Genomic DNA, 12,279 nt, shown 5'->3' with positions numbered 1-12,279 from the left:
CGGTCAGTGTCCGCGATGTCCTGAGACATCAACTGTCGGCGATGTCCTGAGACTCAACAGCGGGTTAGAACCCGCCTTACCACTCACGAGAGCCGCGGCAGACCACTCACAGCGAAGGACCTCATGACCGTCTCCACTGCGTCACCCGGGGAACTCACCGGGGTGGCCGGGTGGGCCGTCGGGCTCATGGAGTCCCTCGGCGGGCCCGGCGCCGCTCTGGTCGTCGGGCTCGACAACCTCTTCCCGCCGCTGCCGAGTGAGCTGGTGCTCCCGCTCGCCGGGTTCGCCGCCGGGCGCGGGACGTTCGGCCTCGGTGCCGCCCTGTTCTGGACCACGCTCGGCTCGGTGGCCGGCGCCGTGGTCGTCTACCTCGCCGGCGCGCTGCTGGGGCACGACCGGATGCGCCGGCTGGCCGGCCGGATTCCGCTCCTCGGGACCGCCGACTTCGACCGCACTTCGGCATGGTTCGCCCGGCACGGCGGCAAAGCGGTCTTCTTCGGCCGGATGATCCCGGTCTTCCGCAGCCTCGTCTCCGTGCCGGCCGGGGTCGAACGGATGCCGTTCGCGCGGTTCCTCCTCTTCACCACCGCGGGCAGCCTGCTCTGGAACACCGCGTTCGTCGTCGCGGGTTACCTGCTCGGCGAGAACTGGCCGCTGGTCGAGCGGTACGCCGGGTTCTTCCAGTACGTCGTCCTGGCGGTCGTCACCGTCGCGATCGGACTGTTCGTGGTCCGGCGGCTCAAGGCGCGCAAGGCCGGTTAGCGGCTCGCTCACGGGAGCAGGGCAGGCAGCCCGGCCGCCGTGACGAGCGCCGGGTCGTGGAACTTGACCGCCCGGGAGAAGCGGCCGGCGGTCACCGTGAACACCCACAGCCCGTCGGCGCGCCGGACCCCGGAGGCGTCGAGGCGGTAGCTGCCCGCGGCGGGCTGGCCGTTCGCGCGGGTGGGCAGCAGCCGGGCGGCCCCGCCGGGGGCGGAGAACGCGCGTTCCAGGAACGGCAGGCACACGCCGACGCCCCGGAACCAGACCGGGTGCGGCACGGCTTCGAGGCTGAAGTCGTCCTGGATCACCGCACGCAGCGCCGCGGTGTCCTCCGCCTCGAAGGCGGCGATGTAGCGGTCGAGCAGCGCCCGCTCGTCCGGCTCCGGCACCCGGGTGTCCGGGTCCAGTTCGTCGAGCCGGACGCGGGCCCGCTGCAGGAGGCTCTTCACCGCCGGCACGCTGATGCCGAGGACGCCGGCGATCTCGGCGGCCGACCACGAGAGAACTTCGCGCAGCAGGAACGCCGCGCGCTGCCGGGGCGGCAGGTGCTGCAGCGCGGCGACCAGCGCGAGCCGGACCGACTCGCGCCGCACGACGACCTCCTCCGGATCGCCGAGCACGGCGTCGGGCAGCGGCCCGAGCCACGCGATCGAGTCGTCCGCGAAGACGCGCGTCCCGGGGTCGTCCGACGGCGCCCCGAGCCCGGCGGGCAGCACCCGCCGGCTGCGGTGGTTCAGCTCGGTGAGGCAGGTGTTGGTGGCGATCCGGTAGAGCCACGTCTTCAGCGAGGACCGCCCCTCGAAGGCGGCCACGCCCCGGGCGGCCTTGAGGTAGGTCTCCTGGACGACGTCTTCGGCGTCCTGGTAGGACCCGGTCATCCGGTAGCAGTGCGCGACCAGTGCCGGGCGCAGCGAGCCGAACTCGTCCCGCAGCCGCTCCTCGGAAGACACCCCACGCTCCTCGTTCGTCATGGACATCGTCGATCATCCCTCCCGAGGGCGGCCAGCAGCCGCCGGCCGGGGCTGCACCCCGGCGGTGTGGCGATGGGCTCGGCGAACAAGCCCCGGCGGATGCCGCCGTCGAGCACCGACGGGAGCTCGGCGAGCAGCCGGGTGGCGAGCTCGTCGGGGATCGCCCTGGCCCGGTCGACGTCCCAGCCGTGGACGGCGGCTTCGAGGGCACCCACGACGATCAGCCGGTGACACGGCAGTGGCAGCCCCTCGACGGCGACCGCGCGCCGGCCTCGCAGGCCGGCCACCGCGGCCGTGAGCGCGGCGGCCGCCCGGCCGAGGTCGCGCCGGAGGGTCCCGGCGGTGACCGGTCGGGTTCGCGGCGGCACGGCCTCTGGAACGGCTCCGGAGGCGAGGGAAGCGGCGACGCAGCGAAGGGACTCCGTGAGGTGCTCGAGGGTGTCGGCGACGGTCCAGCCGTCGCAGGCCGAGGGACGCCCGAGATCGGCGAGCCCCACCTCCCCCGCCGCCGCGACGGCATGGCCGAGCGCGGCGGCGAGCATCGGCTCATCGCGCACCGGGCGCCTCCTCCCCCTCCTCGCCGCGGCCGCGGTCGGGAGTGGAAAACAGTGTTCTAACACTCTTTTTCACTCACGACCCCGGCGGCCGGGAGCAGGCCCGCAGCGCGCCGCAGCTCCTCGAGGCCGCCGCGCAGCGCCGCCCGGCCCGCTCGGTAGAACCGCGGCCCGAAGGACACCCTGGCGACCCCCAGCGACGCCAGGGTGTCCAAGTCCAGTTCCGCGCCCGTGTTGCCGTTGACCGGCCCGGGCACGCCCTCGACCACCTTCGCGAGGTCGGCCGCGTCCGAAATCCCGATCGGGTACACACAATCCGCCCCGGCCTCGCGGTAGCGGCGGCCGCGGCGGATCGCCTCGGCCGTCCGCTCCGGTCCCGCAAGCCCGCTCGGCGGCAGGAAAGCGTCGATCCGCGCGTTGATCACCAGCGAATCGCCGGCCGCCGCACGGACCGCGGCCAGCCGGTCCGCCTGGGCCGCCGCGTCGGCCAGTCCCCCGGCGCGGTGGTCGGTGTCCTCGAGGTTGCAGCCCGCCACCCCGGCGGCCAGCAGCTCGGCCACCAGCTGCTCCGGCTCCAGGCCGTAGCCCGCTTCGGCGTCCATCGTCACCGGGACCGGCACCGCGCGGGCGATCCGCGCCACCGCGGCGAACATCTCGCGCCACGGCGCCCGTTCGCCGTCTTCGTACCCCAGCGCGTCGGCCACCGCGGCGCTGGACGTCGCCACGACCGGGAACCCGGCCGCCACGACGAGCGAGGCGCTCTCCTCGTCCCACGCGTTCGGCAGCACCAGCAGCTTCCCGTGGTGCAGCTCGCGCAGCAGATCGGCGTTCCGGTCAGACATCGCTCGGCTCCTTCGTCGCACGGCGGGGAACGAGGGAACCGGCCAGCGCGCCCGCCGCGCCCAGGACGGCACTGACCACGGCGGCCGCCGCGAACCCGGCGGAGAACTCCGCACTCGACGCGTAGCTGCCGGTCAGCGAGAACCCGGCGACCAGGAGCGCGACGCCGAACGCCCCGCCGAGCTGCCGCAGCGCGCTGAAGGCACCGGAAGCCTTGCCGAGCAACCGCGGCGCGACCGACGTCAGCACCGCGCTCTGCGCCGCGGGCAGGCACATCGCGATCCCGGTGCCGGACAGCACCAGCGGCACGGCGATCACCCAGTAGCCGATCGCGGGCCCGGCGACCAGGGCGATCCAGAGCATGGCGAGGGCGTGCAGCCCCAGCCCACCCACGATGAAGGGCCGTTCGCCGAACCGCCTGACCAGCCGACCGGCCAGCTGCGGGACGACCGTCGTCGTCAGCCCCCACGGCACCAGGCCCAGCCCGGCCGCCAGTGGCCCGTACCCCAGCCCTTCCTGCAGGAACTGGGCCATGAAGAACACCGCGCCCAGCGCCGAGGCCCAGTGGAAGAAGATCACGGCGTTGCCGGCGGCGAACCGGCGGGAGCGGAACAGGTGCAGCGGCAGCATCGGGTGCGCGGCGCGCCGCTGCCACGCCACGAACGCACCGAGCGCCACCAGGCCGGCCACCAGCGGCCCCAGGACGGCCACGCTGGTCCAGCCGGCCGAGTTGCCCTGGACCAGTCCCCACACCACCCCGAAGGAACCGGCGCCGGCCAGCACAAGGCCCGGGACGTCGAGCGCCGGGTCCGGGCCGTGGCTCTCCTCGGTCCGGGTCAGCGCGAAGTACGCCAGCGCGGCCCCGATCGGGACGTTGATCCAGAAGATCCACGGCCAGGAGATGCCTTCGACGACCGCGCCCCCGAGCAGCGGCCCGAGGGGCACCGCCACCCCGCTGACGCTCGCGAACACCCCGAGCGCCTTCGGCCGCAGCTCCGCCGGGAAGGCGGCCCCGAGCAGGGCGAGCGCGAGCGGCATGACGAACGCGGCCCCGGCGCCCTGCAGCACCCGCCCGGCGATCAGGACTTCCACACCGGGCGCGACCGCGCAGAGGAGCGACGCCGCCGCGAACAGCGTCACCCCGGCCGCGAAGACCCGGCGCCGTCCCCAGCGGTCACCGGCCGCCGCCGCCGTCATGAGCAGGACGGCGAAGCTCAGGCCGTAGGCGTTGACCGTCCATTCGAGCTCGGCGACCGACGCGCCGAGGTCGCTCTTGATCGCCGTCAGCGCGGTCGCCACGACCAGCGCGTCGAGCACGACCATCAGCGACGCGACCGAGGTGATGCCCAGCACCCATCTTCGCTGGGCGGGTCCCGCGGCCGGGGCCACCGGCGTGGGTGAAGTCCTGGTGCGCACTCGTGTCTCCTTGCCTCCGTCACCGGCGCCTGCGCCGCTTCCGGAGACTTGGACAACGCGCGGTCTCCGGAGGAATCGGTGTTCCTCCGGTCAATCGACCGCTTCGCCCAGCCTCGCCGCCAGCCCCCGGACGTGCGCGACGAGCTCCGGCGGCTCGTGCACCCGGAAGCCGAACCCCGTGCCGGCGACGTAGATCGCCAGCTCGTCGAGGGAGTCGGAGCCGGCGCGCAGGGTGCAGCTGTGCTCGTCGATCGGCTCGATCGCCGCGGTGGTGGGGCTGAACCGCTCGGCCGCGGTCTCGGCGCTCACGTGCAGGGTGAACCGGCCCTGGTAGCGGTAGGCCGACGTCGAGATCGCCCGTGAGGTGTAGCCGCCGAGATCGGGGTCGGGCGGGGTGCGCGGGGTGAACCGGGGCCCGGTGGGCGTGCGCGGGTCGAGGCGGTCGACGCGGTAGGTGCGCCAGTCTGCGCGGTCGACGTCCCAGCCGATGAGGTACCACCGGCGTCCGGTGTGCACCAGCCGGTGCGGCTCGGTGGTGCGGACGCTTTCGGTGCCGTCGTGGGCGCGGTAGCCGAAGCGCAGCCGCACCGCATCGCGGACGGCGGCGGCGATGGCGGTCAGGGTGTCCGGGTCGGCGGTGGGGCCGGTGTTGGCCAGCGGCACCGTCGCCGACCGCAGGGCGTTGATCCGGTGCCGCAGCCGCGACGGCAGCACCTGCTCCAGCTTGGCCAGGGCCCGCACCGACGTCTCCTCGATGCCGGTGATCGAGCCGCCGGCCGCGGTGCGCAGGCCCATCGCGACGGCGACGGCCTCATCGTCGTCGAGCAGCAGCGGCGGCAGGTCCGCGCCGGCGCCCAGCCGGTAGCCGGCGGTGCCCGCGGTGGCGAGCACCGGGTAGCCGAGCGCCCGCAGCCGTTCGATGTCGCGGCGGACGGTCCGCGGGGTGACCTTCAGGCGTTCGGCCAGTTCCGCTCCCGACCGGTCGCGCCGGGTCTGCAGGAGCGAGAGCAGCCGCAGCAGCCGCGCCGAGGTTTCCGCCATGCCGCCCATTCTGCCTTTCACTTAGGACCGAACCTGACCTAACCGGCTTCTAGGGTCGGAGACATGCAGACGAACGAAGAGATCCGGCCCTTCACCATCGACGTCCCCCAGGCCGACCTGGACGACCTGCGCGACCGGCTCGCCCGCACCCGCTGGGGCGCGGACCTGCCCGGGGCGGGCTGGAGCCGCGGGGTGCCGGTGGGCTACCTCAAGGAGCTGGCCGGGTACTGGCGCGACGGCTACGACTGGCGTGCCCACGAGCGGAAGCTGAACGCGGTCCCGCAGTTCGTCACCGAGATCGACGGCCAGGACATCCACTTCCTGCACGTCCGCTCCGCCGACCCGGACGCCCTGCCGCTGCTGCTGATCCACGGCTGGCCCGGGTCCATCGTGGAGTTCCTGAACGTCATCGGCCCGCTGAGCGAGACGTTCCACCTGGTGATCCCTTCGATCCCCGGCACGGCCTTCTCCGGGCCGACCCGCGAGGCCGGCTGGGACACCGGCCGGATCACCCGGGCCTTCGCCGAGCTGATGGACCGGCTCGGCTACGACCGCTACGGCGTCCAGGGCGGCGACACGGGCGCGGTCGTCGGCCCGGGACTCGGCCGGCTCGACCCGGACAAGGTCGTCGGCGTGCACGCCAACGGGCTCTGCGCGTTCGGCGCACCGGATGCGGGCGCCGAGCTGACGGACGCCGAAACGGCCCGGCTGCAGCACTTCGAGTACCTGCGGACCGAGGGGGCCGGGTACGTGGCGCTGCAGACGACCCGGCCGCAGACGCTGGCGCACGGGCTGCACGATTCGCCGGTGGCGCAGCTGGCCTGGATCGTGGAGAAGTTCAAGGAGTGGACCGACCCGGCGGCCGAGCTGCCGGAGGACGCGGTGGACCGGGACCTGTTGCTCACCAACGTGATGCTCTACTGGCTGACCGGCACGGGTGGTTCCTCGGCCAACTGCTACTACGAGACCGCGCACGCGGGCGCGTGGGGCGCGGGCGAGCGGTCCGGAGTGCCGACCGGGGTCGCGGTGTTCCCGCTGGACCTGTCGATCCGCAGCGCGCTCGACCGTGAGCACACGATCGTGCACTGGTCGGAGTTCTCCCGCGGCGGCCACTTCGCGGCGATGGAGGCGCCGGATCTGCTGGTGGCCGACGTCCGGGAGTTCTTCGGCAAACTGGGGTGATGAGCGAAGCACTGATCGTCGGCGACCTGCAGCGGGGCATCACCGGCCGGTTCGAGTTCACGCGCCGGGTGCTGGCGCCGGTCGGCGAGCTGCTGCCGCGGGCCCGGGCCGCCGGGGCGCTGGTGGTGCACGTCCAGACGGCGTTCCGGGTCAACCGCGCGGACCTCCCGCCGGACGACGCGCTGTTCGCCGCGTTCTTCGAGGCGGCGGACGTGTTCCACGAGGGCTCGCCGGGCATCGAGCCGGCCCTGCCGGTGCTCCCGGACGACGTGGTGGTGCGCAAGCGGCGGGCGAGCGCGTTCGCGGGCACGGATCTCGACCTCGTGCTCCGGGCGCGCGGCGTGGACGCGGTGACACTGACGGGCGTGGCGACGAGCGCGATGGTCGCCGCGACCGCGTACGACGCCGCCGACCGCGGCTACCGCGTCTCGGTGCTGGCGGACGGGTGCGCCGACGAGGACCCCGAGGTGCACGCGTTCTTCGTGGAGCGGGTCTTCCCCAGCCGCGGCTTCGAGGTCCGCGACTGCGCCGGCTGGGGATGAGCCGCGTGCGGCCGGGCCGGATGGGGTGGACCGGAGCGGAGGCCCCACCACCCGACCCACGCCCAGCCCCCGACCACACCACCCTGCCGACCCGCTACAGAGCCGCATCGACAATCGGCGATCGGGTCGGTGGAACCACAGACAGGACCCCCGAGCCCGGCCCACCACCGGCTTCCCAGTCGCCGGTCCTTCCCGAACCGGTCGTGAATCCTTTCGGGCGGCCACCCCCTCTTATGCCGTGTGGTCACCTCGAAAGGAGCAGAACCGATGGGCTGGGTGAGCGAGCACCTCGTCGAAGCGGCCGTGGGTGGCGACCTCGAGTCGATCACCGCGGTCGTCCACGGCGCCCACCCGCACGTCCGCCGCTTCGCCGCCCACCTCTGCGCCTCACCGCAGGACGCCGAGGACGCGGCGCAGGAAGCCCTCATCGTCCTCTACCGCAAGATCGGCACCCTCCGCGCCTCGGCCGCCCTGGCCTCCTGGATGTTCCGGATCGTCCGCAACGAATGCCTCCGCCGCGCCCGGCACCTCCTCGAGGACGCCGCCGACCCCGGGCTCGCCGCGTCGGCCGAAGACGAGGTCCTCAAGCGGCTCGAAGCCGAGCGCGTCGCCGAAGCCATCAGCGCGCTGCCCGACGTACAGCGCCGCGTGCTCGTCATGCGCGACGTCCTCGGCCACCCGGGCCGGACGGTCGCCGACGCGCTCGGCCTGAGCACCGCGGCCATGAAGTCCCACCTGCACCGAGCCCGGGCCGCGGTCCGGCTCCGGCTGCACACCGCCTGAAAGGAATCCCCGTGCTCGAAACCGGATCACCCGCGCCGCAGCTGGTGCTGGAAGACACCGACGGCCGGCCCGTCCGCCTCCCCGGCGACCACGCCGTTCTGCTCTACTTCATGCGGTCGACGACGTGCCCGGTCTGCCGGCGGCACGTCCGCGCCCTCGTGGAGGACGCCACCCTGGCGGCGGCCGGCGTCCGGGTGCTGATCGGCGTCCCCGAGGACCGCGAGACGGCGGCCGCGTGGCGGGCGAAGCACGAGATCCCGTTCCCGGTCGTCACCGGCCGCCGGGGCACGCCGCACGAGCTGGTCGGGCTGGGCCGGGCCGTCTTCGGTGCGCTGCAGCGGTCCGGCAGCATCCTCGTCGACGCACAGGGGGTGGTCCGCCACGCGCACAGCGCCACCCTGCCGACCGGCAGCTACGACCGGGCGGGCATCGCCGCGGCCGTCGCCGCGCTGGGCGCGCCGGCCTGACCCGGCAGGTCGGCGCAGCGGCTCAGCGCAGCGGGGTCAACGCAGCGGCTCGAGCGCCTTCGCCAGCGGCTCCAGCACGGCCGGGGTGTGCGGCGGCGGCAGGTACACGATCGCCAGGTCGAGGCCCGCTTCCCCGAGCGCCTCGGCCTCGGCGGCGACCTTCGCGTAGTCGAGGTCCGGGTCGAGCCGGACGTGCGAGGACAGCGTGATCTCGGCCGGGTCGCGGCCGATGTCCGCGCAGTGGCGGTGCAGGACGTCACGCTTGCGGGCGAACTCCTCGGGCGAGCCGCCGACGAAGTTCCAGTGCTGGGCGTACTTCGCGGTCGTGCGCAGGGTGCGCTTCTCGCCGCTGCCGCCGATGCAGATCGGCGGGTGCGGCTTCTGGACGCCCTTCGGCTCGCAGCGGGCGTCGGTCAGCCGGTAGTGCTCGCCGTGGAACGTCGTGGTCTCCTGCGTCAGGAGCCCGACGAGAACTTCGCAGGCTTCCTCGAACCGGTCGCTGCGCGCCTTGATCGAGCCGAGCTCCATGCCGTACGCGCCGGACTCCTCTTCGTTCCAGCCGGCGCCGACGCCGATCTCCAGCCGCCCGCCGGAGACGATGTCGAGGGTCGCCGCCATGTTCGCCAGCAGCGCCGGGTGGCGGTAGTGGATCCCGCTGACCAGCGTGCCCAGCCGCAGCCGCCGGGTGGCCTGCGCGAGCGCGGTCAGCGTCACCCACCCTTCCAGGCAGGGACCGGTCGAATCGGAGAAGATCGGGTAGAAGTGGTCGAAGGTCCAGCCGGACTCGAACAGCTCGATCTCGTCCGCGGCCCGCCAGACGGCGAGCATGTCGGCCCATTCGGTGTTCTGGGGCGAGGTCTTGAAGGCGAATCGCATGATCTTGATCGTAACCCTGGAGTTCATCCAGGCTGCCGGGTTTTGTCGGTGGTGCCCGGTAACGTCCTTCCCGTGAACGCTCAGGAACGCATCCAGGAACTCGCCGACCGCATCACGGTGCTGCGCGACGCCTACTACCGGGGTTCGCCGCTGGTGGCCGACGCGGAGTACGACACGGTCGAAGACGAGCTGCGGAGCCTGATCGAAGCGCACCCGGAACACACGCCCGACCCGAACCCGCTCGACCAGGTCGGCGCGCCCGCGGTGCTGCACGCGCCGATCCGGCACTCGCGCCCGATGCTGTCGCTGGAGAAGGCGACCAAACCCGAGCAGGTCGAGGCGTTCTTCGACCGCTTCTCCGGCCAGCCGGTGGTCGTCATGCCGAAGCTGGACGGGCTGTCGCTGGCCGTCGTCTACGAAAACGGGCGCCTGGCCCGGGCGGTCACCCGTGGCGACGGCACGACCGGCGACGACGTCACGATGCTGGTGCGCGCCCTGACCGACGGGATTCCGGAGCAGGTCGAGGCGCCGGGCCGGGTCGAGGTCCGCGGCGAGGCCGTGATGCTGCGGTCCACCTTCGCCGCCTACAACACCGCCCACCCGGACAAGCCGCTGATCAACCCGCGCAACGCCGCCGCCGGCACCCTGCGCGCGAAGGACCCCGCCACCGTCGCGGAGCGGCGGTTGCGGTTCTTCGCCTTCGACCTGCACACCGAGCCCGACAGCGCGGAGACCGACCTGGGCAGCGCGCTGCACACGCTCGGCTTCACCGCGGCCGACATGCGGCGCTGCGCCGACGCCGCCGCGGCGCAGGAGGTGATCGGCGAAATCGAGCGGCAGCGCAACGAGCTGGACTACGACCTCGACGGCGCGGTGCTGCGGCTGGCGAGCCGCGACGCCTACGCGGCGGCCGGCACCCGGTCGAGCTCACCGCGCGGCGCGCTGGCGTTCAAGTTCGCGGCCGAGGAGAAGACCACCGTGCTGTCCGATGTGGTCTGGGACGTCGGCAAGACGGGCAAGATCGCGCCGGTTGCCTGGCTGGAGCCGGTGTTCGTCGGCGGCGGCACGGTCACCCGCGCGACGCTGGCCAACCAGGAGGTGATCCGCGCCCGCGGCATCAAGATCGGCGACACCGTGCTGGTGCGCCGCGCCGGCGACGTGATCCCGTTCGTGGCCGGCGTGCTCGACGCCTCGAAGCGCACGGGCGCCGAGCGGGAGATCGTCCCGCCGGACGCGTGCCCGTCGTGCGGGCAGCCGCTGACCGAGCAGGGCAACAGCCGGGAACTGTTTTGCACCAACGTGTCCTGCCCGGCCCAGACCGTGCGGCGGCTGATCCACTGGGCGTCGCGGGCGGCGGCGGACATCGACGCCATCGGCGGCGTCTGGATCGAACGGCTGGCCGAGGCGGGAATCCTGGAGCACCCTTCGGACTTCTACGGGCTGACGAAGGAAAAGCTGCTCGAGTTCGACCGCATCGGCGAGGTCTCGGCCACGCGGATGATCGAGTCGATCGACGCGAGCCGGGCGGTCGGCCTGCGCCGGGCGCTGATCGGGCTGGCGATCCCGATGGCGTCCGAAGGCACGGCCGCCCGCCTGTGCCGGGCCGGGTTCGGCTCCCTGGAAGACGTCGCGGAGGCGGGTGTCGACGGGCTCGTGGCCGTGGAGGACATCGGGCCCAAGGTCGCCGCGTCGCTGATCGAGCACCTCACCCGGCTGCGCCCCGAGCTCGAGCGACTGCGGAAGGCGGGCGTTTCGCTGGACGTGCGCGAGGAGGACCTCCCACCGGTCGTCGCGGCGGGCGCGCCGCTGGCGGGCAAGACGGTGGTGGTCACCGGCGCGATCAGCGACCCCCGCTCCGGCGAGAAGGTTCCCCGCCCGACGTTCCAGCGGCTCTGCGAGCGGGCGGGCGCGACTACGGCCACGTCGGTTTCGGCGAGCACGGACCTGCTCATCACCGGCGCGGACGTCGGGGCGAGCAAGCTGACGAAGGCCGAAAAGCACGGCGTCGAGGTCGTCGACCAGGGAGAGATCTGGCAGCAGCTGATCTCGGCGGGCATTGTGTAGCCGAACCGGTGTCTCGCTTCCCGGACGCGGGTCACCCAGTCGTGAAAACCAGCCAGGCGCGACACTGAGCGTGAGTACCCGACTTCGTCCGAAGGGACCGCGATGACCACGTCCGACCTGATGGCCGCCCGCCAGCTCGGGGTGCACGAGTTCCTCACCGCCCGAGGCTGGCTCCTCGACGGCGACAGCGACCCCGCGAAAGTGTGGTTCGCCAACGACGTCCACGCGGGCTGGCACTACCCCGAGACCTACGGCGGCCGGTACATCAACGACGTCGGCGACACCACCCCGGTGCGGTTGCAGAGCTACTTCACGTTCGGCAACGAGGGTGAAGAGGTGTTCGCCATCGTGCCGGCGGGCAACCTGCGCGGCAGCGGCTGCGCCGAGCACGACACGCAGGAGCAGTTCTTCCCGCTGACCGCCGCCAATGGCGTGGACCTCGAGGAGATCGCCGCGGTGCTCGACACGCTCGAGCCGCGCGCACAGTCGCTGGACCCGCGGGAGCTGATCGAGTGCCGGTACTTCGGCCCCTGCGGGCGGTGACGGGCCACCGGCTCGATGAGGGAACACGCAACGGGGTGCGGTGGGCGCGCATCCGGCCCGCGACCCGGGGCATGGCAGACATTGCGTTCGTCATCACCGACGCCGCCCGCGCTCCCTGCCCACCCCCGGCGAGGGCGAGGCGCGGCAGGACCACCACGGGCACCCACACCCCCCGCAACCCCGATCCGAAGCCCCAACACGGCCGGCGGCGCCGGGTCAAGGCACGCTTTCCCGCCTT

Annotated in this window: 13 protein-coding genes; 7 read left to right on the top strand and 6 right to left on the bottom strand. The window is 73.2% G+C overall.

Translation table 11 applies throughout. From position 1 onward, the window contains the following. Positions 1-123 precede the first annotated feature (123 nt). Complete coding sequence (locus IE317_RS43600) at positions 124-762, top strand: DedA family protein (protein WP_191317221.1); 639 nt, start codon at positions 124-126, stop codon at positions 760-762. Between the two features lie 8 nt (positions 763-770). Here IE317_RS43600 and IE317_RS43595 read toward each other — a convergent pair whose 3' ends face one another. From IE317_RS43595 to IE317_RS43575, 5 genes are all read right to left on the bottom strand, one after another. Continuing rightward, entirely contained in the window at positions 771-1,733 is a 963-nt protein-coding gene (locus IE317_RS43595) for an RNA polymerase subunit sigma-70 (RefSeq protein WP_191317222.1), read from the bottom strand. Next, complete coding sequence (locus tag IE317_RS43590) at positions 1,730-2,290, bottom strand: maleylpyruvate isomerase family mycothiol-dependent enzyme (RefSeq protein WP_229903242.1); 561 nt, start codon at positions 2,288-2,290, stop codon at positions 1,730-1,732. Before IE317_RS43590 ends, IE317_RS43595 begins: the two co-directional genes overlap by 4 nt. 56 nt (positions 2,291-2,346) lie before the next feature. Beyond that, positions 2,347-3,129 (bottom strand): isocitrate lyase/PEP mutase family protein, encoded by a 783-nt coding sequence (locus IE317_RS43585; protein ID WP_191317220.1) that lies wholly within the window; start codon positions 3,127-3,129, stop codon positions 2,347-2,349. Beyond that, positions 3,122-4,543, bottom strand: a complete 1,422-nt coding sequence (locus IE317_RS43580) for a DHA2 family efflux MFS transporter permease subunit (protein ID WP_191317219.1) — start codon at positions 4,541-4,543, stop codon at positions 3,122-3,124. Before IE317_RS43580 ends, IE317_RS43585 begins: the two co-directional genes overlap by 8 nt. A gap of 90 nt (positions 4,544-4,633) precedes the next feature. Further along, complete coding sequence (locus tag IE317_RS43575) at positions 4,634-5,584, bottom strand: helix-turn-helix transcriptional regulator (protein WP_191317218.1); 951 nt, start codon at positions 5,582-5,584, stop codon at positions 4,634-4,636. 63 nt (positions 5,585-5,647) lie between these two features. Here IE317_RS43575 and IE317_RS43570 point away from each other — a divergent pair, with 63 nt between their 5' ends. The 4 genes from IE317_RS43570 (at position 5,648) to IE317_RS43555 (ending at position 8,558) form a co-directional block, all read left to right on the top strand. Then, a complete protein-coding gene (locus tag IE317_RS43570) occupies positions 5,648-6,766 on the top strand; it encodes an epoxide hydrolase family protein (RefSeq protein WP_191317217.1) in 1,119 nt (372 codons plus the stop codon). Then, a complete protein-coding gene (locus tag IE317_RS43565) occupies positions 6,766-7,308 on the top strand; it encodes a cysteine hydrolase family protein (RefSeq protein ID WP_191317216.1) in 543 nt (180 codons plus the stop codon). Before IE317_RS43570 ends, IE317_RS43565 begins: the two co-directional genes overlap by 1 nt. Positions 7,309-7,575: 267 nt before the next feature. Continuing rightward, positions 7,576-8,091, top strand: a complete 516-nt coding sequence (locus IE317_RS43560) for an RNA polymerase sigma factor (RefSeq protein ID WP_191317215.1) — start codon at positions 7,576-7,578, stop codon at positions 8,089-8,091. An 11-nt stretch (positions 8,092-8,102) separates the two neighbouring features. Continuing rightward, positions 8,103-8,558, top strand: coding sequence for a redoxin domain-containing protein (locus IE317_RS43555; protein WP_191317214.1), 456 nt, complete (start codon positions 8,103-8,105; stop codon positions 8,556-8,558). Positions 8,559-8,594: 36 nt separating this feature from the next. Here the strand turns inward: IE317_RS43555 and IE317_RS43550 are convergent, their stop codons facing one another. Beyond that, positions 8,595-9,434, bottom strand: a complete 840-nt coding sequence (locus tag IE317_RS43550; RefSeq protein ID WP_191317213.1) for an LLM class F420-dependent oxidoreductase — start codon at positions 9,432-9,434, stop codon at positions 8,595-8,597. A 72-nt stretch (positions 9,435-9,506) separates the two neighbouring features. Here IE317_RS43550 and ligA point away from each other — a divergent pair, with 72 nt between their 5' ends. Together ligA and IE317_RS43540 are read left to right on the top strand one after the other, a co-directional pair. Then, positions 9,507-11,498: an NAD-dependent DNA ligase LigA gene (gene ligA, locus IE317_RS43545; protein WP_191317212.1), complete on the top strand. Its 1,992-nt coding sequence runs from the start codon at positions 9,507-9,509 to the stop codon at positions 11,496-11,498. A gap of 102 nt (positions 11,499-11,600) precedes the next feature. Continuing rightward, positions 11,601-12,041 carry a hypothetical protein gene (locus IE317_RS43540; protein ID WP_191317211.1) on the top strand — a complete coding sequence of 147 codons (441 nt, stop codon included), beginning with the start codon at positions 11,601-11,603 and terminating at the stop codon, positions 12,039-12,041. Positions 12,042-12,279 lie beyond the last annotated feature (238 nt).

This window comes from Amycolatopsis bullii (assembly GCF_014654205.1).
GTDB lineage: Bacteria > Actinomycetota > Actinomycetes > Mycobacteriales > Pseudonocardiaceae > Amycolatopsis > Amycolatopsis plumensis.
The sequence above is the reverse complement of the archived record's forward strand: the minus strand, read 5'-3'. Positions and strand labels throughout refer to the sequence as shown.